Annotated in this window: 17 protein-coding genes and 1 riboswitch; of the genes, 2 read left to right on the plus strand and 15 right to left on the minus strand. The window is 57.1% G+C overall.

Annotation, left to right across the window (positions count from 1 at the left end; genetic code table 11):
* Positions 1 to 9 precede the first annotated feature (9 nt).
* The 7 genes from ACYVIS_RS03580 to ACYVIS_RS03610 form a co-directional block, all read right to left on the minus strand.
* Complete coding sequence (locus tag ACYVIS_RS03580; protein WP_460873294.1) at positions 10 to 1,536, minus strand: patatin-like phospholipase family protein; 1,527 nt, start codon at positions 1,534 to 1,536, stop codon at positions 10 to 12.
* Positions 1,533 to 1,943: a DUF4345 family protein gene (locus ACYVIS_RS03585; protein ID WP_232741342.1), complete on the minus strand. Its 411-nt coding sequence runs from the start codon at positions 1,941 to 1,943 to the stop codon at positions 1,533 to 1,535. The genes ACYVIS_RS03580 and ACYVIS_RS03585 overlap by 4 nt, the downstream gene beginning before the upstream one ends.
* Positions 1,944 to 1,945: 2 nt before the next feature.
* Entirely contained in the window at positions 1,946 to 2,323 is a 378-nt protein-coding gene (locus ACYVIS_RS03590) for a hypothetical protein (RefSeq protein WP_232741343.1), read from the minus strand.
* 4 nt (positions 2,324 to 2,327) lie between these two features.
* Positions 2,328 to 2,819: a DUF1772 domain-containing protein gene (locus ACYVIS_RS03595; protein WP_232741344.1), complete on the minus strand. Its 492-nt coding sequence runs from the start codon at positions 2,817 to 2,819 to the stop codon at positions 2,328 to 2,330.
* The gene (locus ACYVIS_RS03600; protein ID WP_232741345.1) at positions 2,816 to 3,700 is read right to left on the minus strand and encodes an acetoacetate decarboxylase family protein; all 885 of its coding nucleotides are present in this window, start codon (positions 3,698 to 3,700) and stop codon (positions 2,816 to 2,818) included. Before ACYVIS_RS03600 ends, ACYVIS_RS03595 begins: the two co-directional genes overlap by 4 nt.
* Positions 3,701 to 3,715: 15 nt before the next feature.
* Entirely contained in the window at positions 3,716 to 4,747 is a 1,032-nt protein-coding gene (locus ACYVIS_RS03605) for an esterase (RefSeq protein ID WP_460873295.1), read from the minus strand.
* 181 nt (positions 4,748 to 4,928) lie between these two features.
* Entirely contained in the window at positions 4,929 to 5,366 is a 438-nt protein-coding gene (locus ACYVIS_RS03610; protein ID WP_232741347.1) for a carboxymuconolactone decarboxylase family protein, read from the minus strand.
* A gap of 109 nt (positions 5,367 to 5,475) precedes the next feature.
* Here ACYVIS_RS03610 and pdxR point away from each other — a divergent pair, with 109 nt between their 5' ends.
* The gene (gene pdxR, locus ACYVIS_RS03615; RefSeq protein WP_460873296.1) at positions 5,476 to 6,915 is read left to right on the plus strand and encodes a MocR-like pyridoxine biosynthesis transcription factor PdxR; all 1,440 of its coding nucleotides are present in this window, start codon (positions 5,476 to 5,478) and stop codon (positions 6,913 to 6,915) included.
* A gap of 643 nt (positions 6,916 to 7,558) precedes the next feature.
* Here the strand turns inward: pdxR and ACYVIS_RS03620 are convergent.
* Complete coding sequence (locus ACYVIS_RS03620; protein WP_232741349.1) at positions 7,559 to 8,191, minus strand: LysE family translocator; 633 nt, start codon at positions 8,189 to 8,191, stop codon at positions 7,559 to 7,561.
* A gap of 26 nt (positions 8,192 to 8,217) precedes the next feature.
* Positions 8,218 to 8,303, minus strand: a riboswitch (ZMP/ZTP riboswitch).
* 89 nt (positions 8,304 to 8,392) lie between these two features.
* On the opposite strand from ACYVIS_RS03620, the gene gntK reads away from it, so the two are divergent.
* Positions 8,393 to 9,928, plus strand: coding sequence for a gluconokinase (gene gntK, locus ACYVIS_RS03625; RefSeq protein ID WP_460873297.1), 1,536 nt, complete (start codon positions 8,393 to 8,395; stop codon positions 9,926 to 9,928).
* 17 nt (positions 9,929 to 9,945) lie between these two features.
* On the opposite strand, the gene folE2 is transcribed toward gntK, so the two are convergent.
* The 7 genes from folE2 to ACYVIS_RS03660 form a co-directional block, all read right to left on the minus strand.
* Positions 9,946 to 10,743 carry a GTP cyclohydrolase FolE2 gene (gene folE2, locus ACYVIS_RS03630; protein WP_460873298.1) on the minus strand — a complete coding sequence of 266 codons (798 nt, stop codon included), beginning with the start codon at positions 10,741 to 10,743 and terminating at the stop codon, positions 9,946 to 9,948.
* Between the two features lie 138 nt (positions 10,744 to 10,881).
* On the minus strand, positions 10,882 to 11,658 hold the full coding sequence (locus ACYVIS_RS03635; protein WP_460873299.1) for an ABC transporter permease: 777 nt from the start codon (positions 11,656 to 11,658) through the stop codon (positions 10,882 to 10,884).
* Positions 11,659 to 11,674: 16 nt separating this feature from the next.
* The gene (locus ACYVIS_RS03640) at positions 11,675 to 12,535 is read right to left on the minus strand and encodes an ABC transporter permease (RefSeq protein WP_232741353.1); all 861 of its coding nucleotides are present in this window, start codon (positions 12,533 to 12,535) and stop codon (positions 11,675 to 11,677) included.
* Positions 12,528 to 13,589: an ABC transporter ATP-binding protein gene (locus tag ACYVIS_RS03645; protein WP_460873300.1), complete on the minus strand. Its 1,062-nt coding sequence runs from the start codon at positions 13,587 to 13,589 to the stop codon at positions 12,528 to 12,530. The genes ACYVIS_RS03640 and ACYVIS_RS03645 overlap by 8 nt, the downstream gene beginning before the upstream one ends.
* Positions 13,571 to 14,653, minus strand: coding sequence for an ABC transporter substrate-binding protein (locus ACYVIS_RS03650; protein ID WP_460873301.1), 1,083 nt, complete (start codon positions 14,651 to 14,653; stop codon positions 13,571 to 13,573). The genes ACYVIS_RS03645 and ACYVIS_RS03650 overlap by 19 nt, the downstream gene beginning before the upstream one ends.
* 11 nt (positions 14,654 to 14,664) lie before the next feature.
* On the minus strand, positions 14,665 to 15,909 hold the full coding sequence (locus ACYVIS_RS03655) for an NAD(P)/FAD-dependent oxidoreductase (RefSeq protein ID WP_460873302.1): 1,245 nt from the start codon (positions 15,907 to 15,909) through the stop codon (positions 14,665 to 14,667).
* Positions 15,910 to 15,920: 11 nt separating this feature from the next.
* Positions 15,921 to 16,307, minus strand: a complete 387-nt coding sequence (locus tag ACYVIS_RS03660; protein ID WP_460873303.1) for a RidA family protein — start codon at positions 16,305 to 16,307, stop codon at positions 15,921 to 15,923.
* Between the last annotated feature and the right edge of the window lie 6 nt (positions 16,308 to 16,313).

A 16,313-nucleotide genomic window follows, 5' to 3' on the forward strand; every position in this document is an offset into this window, starting at 1 on the left:
CTTGGCCATTCAATGCGGCCGGCGCAGTATATACGTGCGCATCAGCTCAGCTGTAAAAAATCTGAAGAACCGCCACGACGCTTTAATGGACCGACCCTCGGTCGGAGCATTGGTGGCGTGAAACGTCCCAAGCAACCTGAACAAATCGGCCATCCCCAGCCGCAGCGTGCCTGCGCCGACTACGCGGCCCGCCGTATTGACCCCTTCATGCAGCAGGCAAAACAAGGTAGTGGTTTCAGTCCAGAGGCGCCAAGGCCCGCCGAGCCGCACATGCTTTTTCCCCTCGAGGTAATAAGACTTGCCCGCATGCCGAAACCCCAGCTCATAAACCATGTAGGTCAGGGCGGGATCGCCACTGGGCGTAAACAGGCCGAACACTCCGGATTCCGCGGGAATCGACATGCCGAACGGTTCGAAATCGATATGGCCGGTAAGGTCGGCCTTGTGCTGCGGGTCGGCAACAAAAGCGGCAATATCGTTGATATGGATGCTTGCATTCATAGTCAAGGTCGTGCCAGCGGCCGCCGCGGCCTGCGGGTCGCTGACGCCAAGCGCAAACCCGCCCGACATCTTCTCGCGGAACGTAACGCCGATGCCGGGCTCTTGCGTCGCGGTGGCGCGACTGTCCAGCGGCGCCGGCTGCCGTGAAAGCAACACACGCCGAGCATCGCGATAACCCATGTCGATCAGGGTCGCGGCATCGATTCTTCCCAGATAGAAGTCCGGATCGAGCGGCAAGGGCAGCTCCGGCCTGATCACATAAACCACAATAGGCTCGCTATGCCCCTGCACCGTTTCGCCGGAAGCAATGCGTGCATTCATCGCGGCAATCGTGGCAAGCTCCCAGTTCAGCGCCCCCACCGCACTCATCTCGATCATGTGCACGTACTGATTGAAAACCCCGTCCTGGAAAACGCGCGTGTTGCCTATGCACCAGACTACCCACAACTCACGCGCGCCGCGCTCTACGCAAGACAATAGATTGGCGTCCTTGATCCATACGGCGTCGGTCCACGTGCTGCCGTCCGCCTGCACCGCCGGCATGAAAATCGGCAGCGATGCGGCGGCAACCAGCCTTTGCATATCCAGTTGGGTGTGAGGAATGGGAACCACTGTCTTGTCATCGAAACGGCACACATTGAACGCCGCCTCGATACCGATCGCCGCATTGATGTTGCCGATGTCGACACCCAGCTTCGGGTACACATACTGCACCATGCCATCGGCGTCGCCCAGTGCCGGCATGCGAGCGGCGTGCAGGTATTCGGAAGCCGGACGCAACGAGGCAAATTTCTTCACCGACAGATCGCGCCACCGGGCGCATAGATCGTCCGGGGCAATCCCCGACATCAATGCGGCAAGGTTGATCGTGCCCCCCGAAGAGCCATCGGCAAAAGTAAAACGAATGCCTTCGTCGAACAAGGCCTTGACCACGCCCGCCTGATAAGCCACACGCATGCCGCCTCCCGCCAACACCAGGGCCCGGGCGGCCTGCGGTGCTCCGCCTGCGATTGGAGGGGTATGTTCAGCGTTCATTTCACGACTCCCACAGTGCCGCGAACCGTGTGCCAGACAAGCAGGCCGGTGGCGAGTTCAAGCACGGCAAAGGCTATGAATACCGGACTGGGCCGGCCGTCGGCCAGCCAGCCTCCCATGCGTGCGGCCACGCCGGCAAACACGCCGGCCAGAAACACTTTGTGCGCAAGCGAACGAAGAAATATCCGCCGCCTGTACGCAATACAGAAAATCCCGAACCCCAGCTCCAGCGATTTCAAGAATCGGTATTGGTTCAACAACGTGGCTCGCGCCGCATCATTCATATGGTCCATTGGTACTGAAAAAACCACTCGCAATTCCCACGACGCAATAAATACGCCACTGACACCGACACCCAGCAACATCAGCGTGTAGCCCCAGAAAAACCAGCGCGACAGAGTCGGCATGCCTATCCTCCGCGTCGCCGCAAATCGATGAACAGCAGCCCGCTGGCAAAATCGAATGTCGCCACCAATAAAGCCAAGGCCGCAAATACGCCATGGCCTACGCCCCATGCCACCAGGATGGACGCGCCGAATTTTTGCAAAGCGGCCCACAGCAAGACCACCGGCAAGGCTTCAGGCCTTTTTTGGGCATGCAGCACAGCGCAACCGAACAACACCATGAACATCCCGACCGTGGCAAACAATTGGCAGGCGGCAGGCGTCGGGTCGACATGCAATAAAGGCAATAGGGCAGCGGGCAAAGCCATTTGCGATGCACCGGTCAAGACCGTGATGCCCGCGATTACCGCTGTGGCGCGACGCTCGAGAATCAGGGTATTCATGGCATTAACGTCCCAAAGCGGGATAGCGCAGCCAGTAGGCTCCCCGAGCGAAATACCACATCAGCGCGGCCCATTGAACGCACCACAGGCCGACGCGAATCCGATTCAGCCGCATCCATTCCGCCAGCACATGCTGCAGCCGGCCGGCATCCTGAATATGACTGGCCATTTCCTGGTTCAAAGGGAAAATCCAATAAAGCGTCAGCACGGTGGAAACGGTCAGGCAGGCCAGTACGACAATCGGCACCCAGCGTGTGGCGTGACGCCACTCGAACACAAGCATGATCGCGCCGCAGGCCAGCATGATCTTGGTCATGGTTGTGAAAAAGGCGGTTGCCGCCTGCACCTGCGGCACAAACTGGAGATAGTAGTTATCGGGTGTCAGTTGCGCGGCCAGCGGAAAGGAAAACAGCACCAAGGAACCGCCGGTGCCCAGATACATCGACGCGCACAAGAAGAGCAGTGCGTAGATGGCAACAAGCAGTTTCCCTTTCATGGGGCTTCCTCCCAGTTTGCGGCGCGATTCGGCGGAGGCAGCCATTCCTGCGACAGCCCCAGCGGATAAGTGGTTTCGAGACCTGCTCCCGGATCCACGATCGGATCGGCCTTGGTCTGAAACCAGCATTCGAAGTAATCGTCGAGCACACCGGCCGTGGACGGGAAATAGCCCGCGAAAATGGGGTCGGCATCGATATCGAGGGTCTTGAGAGGCGCCATGCGTGGATGATCGCCAATCAGCAATCTGGCCGAACCTTTCTTGAACAGGGAAAAACCCAGCTTGCCGCTGAAATAGATGTAGGACTTCATCAGCATGCCGCGAAACGTGCAGTAGTTGGCTGCCCCCATGCTGACGGGCAGCCAGGCGGAAGAAGGCTTCTTCACGTCCACCCGCATCATCATGTGGCCATCCAGATCGTACTGGCTGCTGATCCAGTCCCGGCCGACGACAAAATCCAGATTGGCCTGATGCTTGGGCATGCCCCAGATACCCCTGCCGCCCTTGACCGAGATTTCGGTGGAAACCGGCAGGTCCCACACATACTGGCCGGTGCCGAAGGCCTTGACGAGCAAGCCCGGCAGCAGGCGCGGCGCGGGGCGCGCTCCATGCGTACAGGCAATGGCAACCGAATATTCAATATACCGGCCTATGTCGGTAATCCTGTAATCGACTACCGTCACCAACAGCAAGCCGCGGCGCCACAACTGAAACGGATGCACCTCGTTGCCGGGAATCAGGGCGCGCGCCGCATCCAGGTCGATGGAAAAAGCAGCCATCAGGGCCGGGGTCTGCTCCGAATTCACGGGCATGTGAAAAGGGATGCCGTCTATCTGCGCATATCGGCCAGCGAGTCGTTTTTGCCGTGCGGGAATGGCCATATGCGTAACTCCAGGTCAGGAAACCGGCCTGTCCAGCTCATCGAGCAGGACAGGAAAGGTATCGCTTGCTGCATTCTTGCCAATAAACACATCGAGGTGGCCGTAACCCCCCAACACGCGCAAGGAGTGATAATCGGGACGATGATGATCGAACCAGTCGAAGCTGGCCTGCTGGCTTTGCCATTCAAAGCAGCGATTGAGTTGTCCCGCAACAAAAGCCACGCGTGCCGTTGTTTTGGGCGCAGCGGCGGCGAAATCGGCCGGCAATCCGGGGAGATCGTCCTGAGCCAGCAGGTGGCCCGCACTCAGGCAGCGTGTCATCTGCCGGAAAAACGACATGGGCACATTGGCGAACTCGCCGCGGATCCAGTCGTGAATGGCGTCATCCAGGTTTTCATGCCGCCACAACACGGGAAAGCCCGTGCCATATGTGAAGCTGGAAAATCGGCAAACATTGTTGCGGCATTCGTGGTGAGTCAGTTTGACCAGGCCCTGCAGCACCAGGGGAACCAGCCCCTCGGGCTCGTCGCCCCACTGGGGATTCAGGTAATCCGTTACCTTGCCGACCAGCGGCACCGCGTAACGCCCTTTTTGATGGGAAATCCAGGAAACCCTGGGATGCAGGGACACCGCATTGGATACGATGGTCGTCACCTGGGGTACCAGTCCCGCAATCGCCGACATGATGAAGCTGGTCGAGCCCTGGCAATGAATGACGGCCTTCATGGTTGCCGCGCCGGACTCTTCAAGGACTTTGCGTACGGCAGCCGGATGATCATAGAGCGCAGCCTGGTCGAGCGTCCATGGGTTCTTGGGCAAGTCGATGCTGGCGCGCCAGTTCTCGAGCCACACATCGTACCCGTGCTGCAACAGGTAATCGACAAAACTGACTTGAACGGGCGGCCGGAAAATATTGGCCCTCACCCCGGCGCCGTGCACCAGCATTACCGGCCCTTTGTCAGGCGTGCGCTTGCCAAGCACGTGAACCAGGTTGCAGGGCATCCCGTCGTCGGCCAGGAACGGCACTATCCGATCGGTGGCGCTCATGCGCACCGCCGATCGGCCAGGTAAGTTCCGCGAAACTGCCCCTCGTAATCCATGCCACCCCTTTTGATCAGGGACCGCTTTTTTATAGAATTACATTTCTGCCAAACCTAAAGGCTGCATTTTTTATCAATTCAGCTCATGGTAAGTGAATTTACGCAAAAGGTTAAGCGTTTTTTCGCGCTTATTCCGGCATGAGCCGGAATCCGACACCGAACCGGTTCCAGCCGTTGATGGACACAATCAACAAAGTCAGGTCGACGATTTCCGCCGGCGTAAAATGCGCTTCCACAGCGGCCCAGACGGCATCGGGAGCATGGTTTTGGGGAAGCAGCGTCAAAGATTCGGTCCATTCGAGCGCGGCACGTTCGCGATCGGTAAAAAATGGGGCTTCGTGCCACACGGCCACCGCGGCAAGACGCCGTTCTGTTTCGCCGCCCTTGCGCGCATCGGTGGCGTGCATATCGACGCAGAACGCGCAGCCATTGATTTGCGACGCACGCAAACGCACCAGTTCCGTCAGTGGTTTTTCCAGGCTGCTTTTGGCAATCTGCTGTTCAAGCCCCACCATGGCCTTATATGCGCCCGGATTGGCTTTGCGATAATCAAGACGTGTTTCCATTTTCGACTCCTGGTTCATTGATAGCCCGAAAATAGGGCGATGAAGTCAGTGTAGGTCTGCCATTGGTTCGATAAAATAGCCATTATTTGGTATTTTCAGGTAACCAGTCATGGACATACATATCCGCATCCAGGGCCAACAGGGGCTCGCCCGGCAAATCTACAGCCAGTTGCGGGCGGGGATCATGGACGGGCGCCTGGCTGCGGGCGACCGCCTGCCCTCGACCCGCGATCTGGCCGCCCGATTGGGGGTATCGCGCAAGACCACCCTCGAGGCATACGAGAGGCTGGGCTCCGAAGGATACCTGCAGTCCCGCCCGGGAGACGGCACTTTTGTTTCCACCGATGTCGCCAGGCTGGCTTCCCCGCCATTGCCGCAGCGGGCGGCGCAAGCCAGGCCCGCACCCATCTGGAGCCAGATTCCCGCCGCCTTGTCGCTGCCCAGGCCCGCCGACACACTACCGCTCGATTTCCTGGGCGGCGTCACCGACAAGACCCTGTTTCCGTTTGATGCCTGGCGGCGCTGCATAAGCCGCGCTGTGCGCGCCCAGGCGCACGGACGCGGAGCGTATCGAGACACCGCCGGCGAACAGGAATTGCGCCTGGCCATTTCGCGCTACCTGGCCTTTAACCGTGCGATCACCTGCGCCTGGCAGGAAATCCTGGTGACCCAGGGCGCGCAGCAGGCCTTGGACTTGCTGGCGCGCGCCGTCCTCCAGCCTGGCGATCTCGTTGCGGTCGAAGACCCGGGGTATCCGCCGGCGCGCGCTTGCTTTACCGCACTGGGCGCAAAGGTGGTGCCGGTTCCTGTGGACGAGCAAGGCATTATCGTTGGCAAACTGCCTCGGCAAGCCCGATTAATCTACGTCACGCCATCGCACCAGTTTCCACTGGGGACTTCCATGAGCCTGGAGCGGCGCAGCCAGCTGTTGGAATGGGCCCAACAGCGAGGCGCGGTCATTATCGAAGACGATTACGATGGCGAGTACCGTTTTGAAGGCCGGCCCATGGATCCCCTGAAAAGCCTGGATCGCACAGGCCTGGTGGCCTATGTGGGCTCTTTTTCGAAAACCATTTTCCCGGAACTGCGGGTGGGTTACGTGGTGCCGCCGGCTTCGCTGCTGGCGGCGCTGAACCGGGCCAAGCAGCTCTGCGACTGGCATGGCTCGACCCTGACCCAGACCGCGCTCGCACACTTCATGCTGGATGGGGATTTCGCCAAGCATCTGCGCCGCATGCATAAGTATTACTCGGCCCGGCGGCAAACCCTGCTTGCCCGCCTGGGCGGCGAGCTCGCCCCCTGGTTCGAGCCTATCGCGCCGTCCGCGGGCATCCATATGGTTGCCCGGCTCAAGCAGCCGCTGACGGAAAAGGCTCTTGTCGAGGCAGCCCGGGGAGAATCCATAGGGCTGTATGGAATCGCGGCATTTTATATACGCCAGCCTCCACAACAAGGGCTGTTGTTCGGTTATGGGGGCATGGGACTGGAGAAGATCAATGCGGCGCTCGACAAGCTGCGCGATCTATTGCCCCGGATTGCTCCGCCATGATGGATAGACGCATGAACGCGGGCGACCCTCGAAAAATGCCGCCTGGGGCATTTTTGGTTTGCGTTGTTTATGGAGTTTGATGTTTTGGTCGCTTTGGTATTTACGTTTTGGTATTTGAAGACGCCGTCTATCGGGGCTTGGGGTCAGGACCGGCACGGCGTGCTTCATCCGGATCTACCTCGTCCAGGCGGGCGTCGGGCCAAACTCGCTACGCCGCTGGCGCGGCTACGCTCAAACATGGCCCGCCGAAAGCCCCCGCCTTCCCTACGGTAGCATCCGGCGCACGCCTTACGCCGGTCCTGACCCCAAGCCCCGATAGACGGCTCACGTGATGGCATGCCTGGAATGAACTTGCCAGCCCAGCGTATACCTCGATGCATTGCCTCAACGCAAGCCGCAGGGTGGGCGGTGCTGTGTAGTCCGGCGGTAGTCCAGCGCCGGGTGCTGACGAAGGGAAGGCGGGGGCTTTCGGCGGGCCCTGTTTGAACGGAGCCGCGCCAGCGGCGTAGAGAGTTGGCCCGACGCCCGCCTCGACGAGGCAGACCCGGGCAGTCGGGGTGCGTAGCACCACGACCGCTGGACGTGCCGGACTACACAGCACCGCCCACCCTGCGGCGTCTTAACAGAGAAAACCAAACATACACTAGCGCCGCGACTCAAGAGCAATCCGAACCGCCAGCCCCGCCAATACCGTCCCCATCAGGTAGCGCTGTATCACCAGCCACGTCGGGCGACGAAGCAGAAAACCCGCGATCGAACCGGCCATGACGACGATCAACGCATTCACGCTAAGGCTGATCGCAATTTGAGTTGCACCCAGCACCACGGACTGACTCAGCACGCTGCCATGGCCGGCGTCGATAAACTGCGGCAGCAAAGACATATACAGAATGGCGATTTTCGGATTCAGCAAATTAGTGATGAAACCCATCATGAACAATTTGCGCGTGCTGTCCCGGGCCAATTCCCTGACCTGAAATGGCGAGCTGCCGCCCGGTTTCACGGCCTGCCACGCAATGTACAAAAGATAAGCCGCGCCGCCAAAACGCAACATGTCGTAGGCATACGGCACAGTAAGCAGCAGTGCAGTAATGCCCAGGACAGCGCAAAGCATGTAAAAGATAAAACCCAGCGCAACCCCGGCGAGCGAAATCAGGCCGGCGGCGCGGCCCTGGCAGATGGAGCGGGAAAGCAGATAAACCATATTGGGGCCTGGCGTTAAAACCATTCCCAACGAGATAAGGCCGAAGGCGAGCAGATGTGAAAATTCAGGCATGGGGCAATCCTCCAAAAACATATTTCGGGAATTGCCCAGACGCGCGGCGACTGCTGGCGACCCACGCTCCATGATGGTGCACCATCTTTAAGCGTCAGTAACGTGGATGTAGAGATTCTGCCCGGGAAAAAAACAAAACGCAACTCGCACGGATGGTTCGATTCAATACTATAGAATACCTGGTCATCGCAGGAAACAATCATGAACCACGCCGCTTGCTACGCTTTGGGAGTAGACATCGGCACGACCGCCACCAAGGCCGTGCTATTCGACGGCAATGGGCGGATCGTCGCCCGGCACAGTGTTGAATACCCCTTGCTGGCCCCGCAACCGCAGGCTGCGGAACAAGACCCCGAACAGATTTTCCACGCGGTTATTGCCGCCATGAAAACGGCCATCGAATCGAGCCGTATCGACGCACGGCATCTTGCCTGCGTCTCGTTCAGCTGCGCCATGCATAGCCTCATCGCCGTGGACGGCGACGGGCAGCCGCTGACCCAGTGCATAACCTGGGCCGACAATCGCAGCGCCCCCTGGGCGGAACGGATCAAGCGCGAACTGGATGGCCACGCCATCTATCTGCGCACCGGCACACCGATACATCCCATGGCGCCCCTGGCGAAGCTATTCTGGCTGCGTGAAACCGAGCCGCAGCTTTTCGCCAAAGCCGCCCGCTTCATTTCAATCAAGGAATATGTCTTTCACCGTTTCTTCGGCACGTATCTCGTCGATTACTCGGTGGCTTCGGCCACAGGCCTTTTCAACCTGCGCCAACTCGCCTGGGACTCGGAAGCATTGAAGGTAGCCGGCATCAAGGCAGACCGCCTGTCGACTCCGGTACCCACCACCCACATACTTCGCGGACTCGACCCCGCCATGGCCCATGCGACCAGCCTGCCGCCCGACACACCGTTTGTGATCGGCGCCAGCGACGGCGCCCTGTCGAATCTGGGAGTGGGGGCCATTGCCCCGGGAGTGGTCGCCGCCACCATAGGCACCAGCGGCGCCGTTCGCACCGTCGTCGACCAGCCGCAAACCGACCCCCAGGGGCGCACCTTCTGCTATGCGCTCACTGAAAAACACTGGATCATCGGCGGCGCGGTCAATAACGGCGGAATCGTTCTGCGCTGGCTGCGCGACGAATTCGCCCAGGCGGAATCGGCCGCGGCCCGGCAAGCCGGCATCGATCCCTACGATGCCCTGACCCAGAGCGCCGCACGCATCAAGGCTGGCAGCGAAGGCCTTATTTTCCACCCCTATATGACCGGGGAACGGGCCCCGCTGTGGAACGCCAATGCGCGCGGTTCTTTCTTCGGGCTGGCTCTGCACCATAGCAAGGAACACATGGTCCGAGCCGTCATGGAAGGCGTTATCTACAATCTTTACAGCGTTCTGCAGATACTCGAGGAGCTGAGCGGCGCCAGCAGGAAAGTGCACGCAAGCGGCGGATTCGCACGCTCCGAGCTATGGCGGCAAATGATGGCCGATGTTTTCAATCGCGACGTTCATGTCCCCGAAAGCTACGAAAGCTCGTGCCTTGGGGCCGCCGTGCTCGGGCTTTACGCACTGGGGCACATCGATTCGCTGGATGCCGTGACGAAGATGACAGGCACCAGCTTCCATCACTCGCCCTCGCACGAAAATGCCGGTACCTATGCTCGCCTGCTGCCGGTATTTCTGAGCATCCCCGTCAAGCTTCGCGAAGAATACGAGATCATCGCGAAGCTGCAGCAATAGGAAGACACGGCCGGCGTTCAGCCTTCTATTACCGCGTAGGCCGAATGATTGTGTATGGATTCGAAGTTTTCAGCTTCGACGCGGTAGCGTGCTATTCCCGGGTGATCCTCCAGGCGGGCGGCCACGTCGCGCACCAGGTCTTCCACAAACTTGGGGTTGTTATAGGCGTATTCGGTCACGTATTTTTCATCGGGACGCTTGAGCAGCCCCCATAATTCGCAGGATCCCTCCGCCTCGACCAGGCGAATGACCTCATCCATATCCAGATCGTGCTTCAAGACCGTAAAAACGGTGACATGGGAACGCTGGTTATGGGCACCGTATTTGGAAATCGCTTTCGAGCAGGGGCACAGGCTGGTAACGGGGATCTGCAGCGTCATTTCGAAGTCGACATGATCGCCGGCGACGCGCGCCGTCCACTGCACATGATAGTCAAGCAGGCTGCCGACCCCGGAAACCGGGGCCGATTTATGGACAAAATAGGGGAACTCCGCCGTGATTTCCCCGCCCTCGGCGTTCAGCAGCACGAGCATTTCCTGCGCCATGCCGCGAAAACTGGCCGGCGTCATGGCTTCGGAACGATGCCGTTCCAACAGGTCCATGAACCGGGACATGTGCGTGCCCTTCTGATCCGCCGGCAGCGCCACCGTCATGGTCCAGCTGGCCACCGTAGGCTGGGCCGAGCCGTCGGCCGTTGCCACCAGCGCAGGGTAACGGGCCCCGCGGATACCTACGCGCTGTATGGCCATATGCCGCCCATCAAACGAGCTTTGAATATCAGGCATAACGATCGCAATATCGACCGGAGAGTTCATATCAGTTCCTTATTCCAATGGAAGACCGCGGAAACTGTCGCGCCGAAACGCTACATGCTTCCACGGAGAGCACACACATTGGATAGGGTTATGCCCTTTTGCGTTCCCGGCAGGCCTTTCAGGCGTTGAAAATACGGCTTACGTCCGAAGTTTTCTCGCCGCCAGCTCCAGAAGCAGCAAGACAATGGTCAAAAGAATCAGGAATGAACTAATGGCGGCAATGACGGGTTCCATATCCATCAACAGGCTGTTCCAGATCCTGACCGGCAGCGTTTGACTCGATACTCCCGACAGGAATAAGGAAATGATCAGCTCGTCAAAAGATGTCAGGAAGCTGAAAAATGCCGCCGATAGAATCCCGGGCGCCGCCAGCGGGATGACGATCCGTGTGAATGTATAGAACTTGCTGGCGCCCAGGCCATATGCGGCGCGCTCTATGGATTGGTCCACGCCTTGCAGGGAACTGATCAAAATCAGCAAAACCACTGGAATGGACAAGGCCGCATGGCAAATGGCGATCCAGAGCTTGGACCCCACCAGGTCCAGCGGAACCGAGGCAAAATAAAGTGCCACGGCCGTGATAATGCTTGGGATAATCAATGGCAGCAAACAAAAGGAAATAAGCAGTTTTTTATTTCGATATGTGCCTCTTACCAGCGAATAGGCCCCGAGAAAGCCCAAGGTGGTGGCGATCAGGCTGGAAACCAGGCCTATTATCAAGCTGGTGACCAAAGAACCCATCCAGTCCGGGCTGCTGAAGAAATCCAGATACCATTTCGTCGAAAAGCTCGACGGCGGGAAAATCATGTAGCTGCTTTTCCCGAATGAAACAATCACCACGATCAAAATCGGAGCAATCAGTATCAAACACAGGATTGCAGACAGGATATTTACAAACTTGATCCGCTTGTTCATTTTGCGCTGCCCATAATCATTGACCCAGCATTTTGTCGAGATCGGTATATTTACAATAAAAAGCGTAAATAATTAAGGTAATAAACAATAGAAACAAAGACAATGCCGACGCCAGGGCCCAGTCCATGGTTATTTCGATATTCCGCTGGATCAGCATGGCCATCATTACATTGTTGGGCCCTCCCATCAGGGCCGGAGTAATGAAGAAACCGATGGCCAGGATATAGACAATCAGGAATCCGGAGATAATCCCGGGCACGCTCAAGGGCAGGAAGACTTTGCGGAAAACGTAAGAATTCGAGGCGCCCATGCTGCGGCCGGCCTGTATCAGCCAGGGATCTATGCTTTTCATGGCGGAATACAAGGTCAATACGAAATAGGGAAGCAGCACGTACGTCATGCCGATTACAACCCCCACCATGTTGTATATGAGGGTTATGGGTTTGTCGATTATCCCTACGGAAATCAGCAGCCGGTTTATCACCCCGTGCGTACCGAGGATAATCATCCACGAATAGGTTCTGACGATAATGGACGTGAAATACGGCACAATTACGCAAATAATGATGAGCGTAAACGACAATGGGCCGGCCCTGGTCAACGAATACGCAATCGGATACGCGGCCAGCAAAGCCAATATGGTTACCAGCAGCGATATCCAGACGGTCTTCCAGGTCACCGCGATGAACAACGGAGACGTGAATGTCTGGTAAAGCTTGAGAGCAAAGCTGCCGTCATAATCCAGGGCGGACTTGATGAAAAACCAGACAATCGGACAGACGAAAAAAATCAGCAGAAACGCCAGAACTGGATAGATCAGATTTTCATTCCTGAGAAACACCGATTCGTTTCGCCTAGGCAAGACCCTGTCAGTCATGATGAATAATCCTGATATCTTCCGGGCGGCTCCACCCCACAACGACGCGATCACCGACGGAGAACTCTTTTATATCGGACAGATTGGTCGAGTCGGCATACACCTTTACCGTCTCGTTGATCTTGACCTGATAGCGGATAATGTTTCCCAGAAAGGAAATGCTCAGTATTTGTCCCGTCAACAGCTTCCCGCCCATGTCGCCGTCGGCGGCGGGGTTCGACAGCACGACCCGCTCGGGACGGATGAACAGGCAATCGCCCCGGCGCATATTCATATGCTGGCTATACCGGGGGTCCAGGTCGCCGCAGGGCAGTATGTTCGCCTCGCCTAGAAATCCCGCGGCAAACACATTGCAGGGGGACTCATACACCTCTTTCGGGCCGCCCAGCTGTTCGATTCTGCCATTGTTCATGATAGCGATGCGGTCCGACATATTCATCGCCTCTTCCTGGTCGTGCGTGACGAATACCACAGTCATATTGAGCTTGCGCTGCAACTCCTTGATCTCCATTTGCATTTGATAGCGCAAATTCTTGTCCAGAGCCCCCAGGGGTTCGTCCATCAAAACGACCTCCGGATGGAACACCACGGCGCGCGCCAGCGCGACGCGCTGTTGCTGTCCACCGGAAAGCTCTTTCGGCAGACGCTTCGAGTAGTTGGACAGGCGCACAAGATCTATCGCCCATTGCGCGCGCTCCAGGCAATCCTTGCTCGAATACTTGCGGACCTTGAGAGGAAACATGACGTTATCCAGCACGCTCATGTGAGGGAACAGGGCATAGTTCTGAAACACCATGCCCAAATTCCGCTGCTGCGGGCTTAGCCGGCTGATATCCGTATCGTCAAGAAAAATCTGGCCGGAATCGGGCGCGGCAAACCCGGCCAGCATCATCAGGGTCGTGGTCTTGCCCGACCCGCTAGGGCCGAGCAAGGAAAAAAATTCCCCTGGCTTGATGTCCAGATTGATCTTGTCGACGACCGTCAAGTCGCCATACTTCTTTGTAATATTGCGAAAGCCAAGGCTTCCCTTCTGGCTTACGAATTCAGTGCCCATTTTGCCCACTCCTTGCCTACTTCCGTTCGATTCTTTGCCCACCACCCCGCATCCAGCAAGAAGCCATGCTGCTGGGTACGCTCCCCGCCGGGAATTTTCTCACGCAGTTCCGGGGTCAAGGCTTCATACGCTGTTTTGGTAACAGGACCGCTGTTCCACAGCGAACTGAATTTGCTTTGCACATCTTTGCTCAAGCAGAAATCGACCAGTTTTTGGGCATTCTCAGGGTTTTTTGCCTTCTTGAAGACCGCATAGGCCTGCAAATGAACCGCATGCTGATTCCAGTTGATAGCCAGCGGCGCTCCATTCTCAATGCCTTTGAGAATGCGGGTGCTCCAGACGGAACTGACATCGGCATCGCCCGTGGACAGCATTTGCACCGACAAGGCGCCCGAAGTCCAGAACTTGGAGATGCCCGGCTTGATCCTGGACAAGGACTTGAATGCACGGGGTAAATCCAGCGGATACAGCTTGTCGATCGGGACACCGTCGGCGATCAGCGCGAATTCGATATCGGGGCCGCCGGTATCCATATCCGCCAGGGCGCGTGTCCCGGGAATTTTTTTATAGTCCCAGAAATCCGCCCAATTCGACGGCACAGTATTTTTATTGTATTTGCCGGTGTTGTACCCCATGACCGAGGCATAGACAAAGTTTCCCACGTAACTGCCATGTTTGTACTGGGGGAGAATATCGGCCGGATCGGTAAACTTGAACTTGTCGTAGGCAAGCGGCGCCAGTTCATTCTCCCACTGCAAGATCACGCTATCGTCGTTATCGATAATATCGACTTCCACATTGCCCGACCGGATCATGGCTTCCATTTTGGCGCTGGTCATGGCTACCGGCACAACCCGGATCCCGGTTTTTTCCCTGAAGGGTTCAAAAATCAATTTCTTGCGAATTTCATCGTAGGCGCCACCCGGAGAGCGGATAATCACTTGCTGCTGGGCCGCTTCGGAATTCTTGACCCAGATCATGGGAGCAAGCAGCGCCGCCCCCGTCAGTTTCAGCATTGAACGCCGCGATACTTTGTTATCAAATCCGAACGTGTTCTTAGTCATGGTGCTGTCTCCTAAAATCTCTTGATATCGTAGGGTTTTACATCAATGGTATTGGGAGTCCCCATAACCATGTTCGCCAGGATTTCCGCGGACATGGGGGCCCCGGTGATGCCGGTGTGACCATGGCCGAATCCAAAATACAGATTGGGCAATGAATCCAACTGACTCAGGATGGGCAAGCTGTCGGGCGTCGATGGCCGAAAGCCCAGCCAAAAATTCTTTTTCATGCCTATATCAATTTTTGGGAATAGACGCTTTACATTGCCTATCAAGACTTCTTCCTTCTTCATATCCGGCAAGCCTTCCAGTCCGGCTATTTCCACAAAACCCGCCACACGAATATTGTCGACCATGGGGGTAACACCAAAGGCCCGCTCTTTATGCAGCACCGGGATTTTTAAATCGAGGGCGCCGCGGTCGAAGGAGACGTGATAACCCCGCTCGGTATCGAACGGAATACCCACACCCAGGCCTTTGAGTATTTTTTTCGACCAGGCGCCTGAACAAACCAGCAGGCGCTTGACGCTGAAATCGTCGCAGGTGGTAATAATGCGATACGTGTTGCTGTCGGCCTGGCGCGAAACACCATGTACCTTCTGCCTGATGAACTCGCCGCCATTTTCGGAAAAAATGCGGAACAAGCGTTGGACCAGCAGATAGGGGTTGGCAACGTGGCCATTTTTCTCATAAAACTCGGCCCGGGTAACCGCCCGGTTCAGGCCGGGAACCATGTCGAATATTTCCTCTCCCGCCAGTTCGCGAACGGTAACGCCGTTTTGTTTGCGTATTTTCTCGGACAACAAATCGGTCCGGCTCTTTGCGCTGTTTTCCCAAATGTATAACTGCCCGGTAAGTTTGATGATTTCATCGAAATGCTCCGGCCCCAGCAGCTTGCGATATTGGTCGACGGCTTCTTGATGCAATTGCCGCAAGGCATGGCCAAGCCTGAATGCATTTTTTTCGCTGGCACCCGATTTCACCCAACGAACCAGCCAGGGAAGCGCACTCGGCAGATAGGCCGGCCTTACGCTTAAAGGCCCCATAGGGTCCGTCAGCCAGCGAGGCACGTTTTTTATCATTCCCGGCAGCGCGATAGGCACACAACTGTCGACGCTGACCAGTCCGGCATTGCCGAACGAAGTACCGGTGCCGGGTTCGCGCTCGTCGATAATCCGAACGGCGGCACCGCGCTGCTGCAGGGCAACCGCCGTACACATGCCGACTATCCCCGCGCCGATAATGCTTATTTTTTCCATGGAATTTCAGCTTATTTCTTAACGGCGGCCACGACTATCTCAATCAGGCAATTGGCCCCCATCAGTTCCTTGACGACGACCGTCGCCCTGTTCGGATAAGGCGCCATCTTGAAAAATGTTTTGTAGACTTCGTTCATTTTCTTGCCATCGTCTTTATTGACCAGGTAAATAGTCATCTGCGCCACATTATTCAAGTCGGACCCGGCGCACTCCAGAACATGTGCCAATTGCTGGAACACCCGTGTTGCCTGTACCCCGATATCGCCTTGCCCGCTGGGCTGGTGCGTCTGGGGATCCCGTGGAACCTGAACCGTGTAAATGGTTCCGTTGGCCAAAACGGCATTGCTGATAGGCACATCCGGCGCGTTGACGATATTGGTTTTAATACATTCGATCATGATTTT

This window comes from Paralcaligenes ginsengisoli (assembly GCF_054781135.1).

Excerpts from the sequence above, each read along its gene's own strand:
- ACYVIS_RS03650 (WP_460873301.1), bottom strand. The coding sequence starts at position 14,653 with ATGACTAAGAACACGTTCGGATTTGATAACAAAGTATCGCGGCGTTCA.
- ACYVIS_RS03610 (WP_232741347.1), bottom strand. The coding sequence starts at position 5,366 with ATGGAAACACGTCTTGATTATCGCAAAGCCAATCCGGGCGCATATAAG.
- ACYVIS_RS03655 (WP_460873302.1), bottom strand. The coding sequence starts at position 15,909 with ATGGAAAAAATAAGCATTATCGGCGCGGGGATAGTCGGCATGTGTACG.
- ACYVIS_RS03645 (WP_460873300.1), bottom strand. The coding sequence starts at position 13,589 with ATGGGCACTGAATTCGTAAGCCAGAAGGGAAGCCTTGGCTTTCGCAAT.
- ACYVIS_RS03595 (WP_232741344.1), bottom strand. The coding sequence starts at position 2,819 with ATGAAAGGGAAACTGCTTGTTGCCATCTACGCACTGCTCTTCTTGTGC.
- pdxR (WP_460873296.1), top strand. The coding sequence starts at position 5,476 with ATGGACATACATATCCGCATCCAGGGCCAACAGGGGCTCGCCCGGCAA.
- ACYVIS_RS03590 (WP_232741343.1), bottom strand. The coding sequence starts at position 2,323 with ATGAATACCCTGATTCTCGAGCGTCGCGCCACAGCGGTAATCGCGGGC.
- ACYVIS_RS03585 (WP_232741342.1), bottom strand. The coding sequence starts at position 1,943 with ATGCCGACTCTGTCGCGCTGGTTTTTCTGGGGCTACACGCTGATGTTG.
- gntK (WP_460873297.1), top strand. The coding sequence starts at position 8,393 with ATGAACCACGCCGCTTGCTACGCTTTGGGAGTAGACATCGGCACGACC.
- ACYVIS_RS03580 (WP_460873294.1), bottom strand. The coding sequence starts at position 1,536 with ATGAACGCTGAACATACCCCTCCAATCGCAGGCGGAGCACCGCAGGCC.
- ACYVIS_RS03640 (WP_232741353.1), bottom strand. The coding sequence starts at position 12,535 with ATGACTGACAGGGTCTTGCCTAGGCGAAACGAATCGGTGTTTCTCAGG.
- ACYVIS_RS03660 (WP_460873303.1), bottom strand. The coding sequence starts at position 16,307 with ATGATCGAATGTATTAAAACCAATATCGTCAACGCGCCGGATGTGCCT.
- ACYVIS_RS03635 (WP_460873299.1), bottom strand. The coding sequence starts at position 11,658 with ATGAACAAGCGGATCAAGTTTGTAAATATCCTGTCTGCAATCCTGTGT.
- ACYVIS_RS03620 (WP_232741349.1), bottom strand. The coding sequence starts at position 8,191 with ATGCCTGAATTTTCACATCTGCTCGCCTTCGGCCTTATCTCGTTGGGA.
- folE2 (WP_460873298.1), bottom strand. The coding sequence starts at position 10,743 with ATGAACTCTCCGGTCGATATTGCGATCGTTATGCCTGATATTCAAAGC.
- ACYVIS_RS03605 (WP_460873295.1), bottom strand. The coding sequence starts at position 4,747 with ATGAGCGCCACCGATCGGATAGTGCCGTTCCTGGCCGACGACGGGATG.
- ACYVIS_RS03600 (WP_232741345.1), bottom strand. The coding sequence starts at position 3,700 with ATGGCCATTCCCGCACGGCAAAAACGACTCGCTGGCCGATATGCGCAG.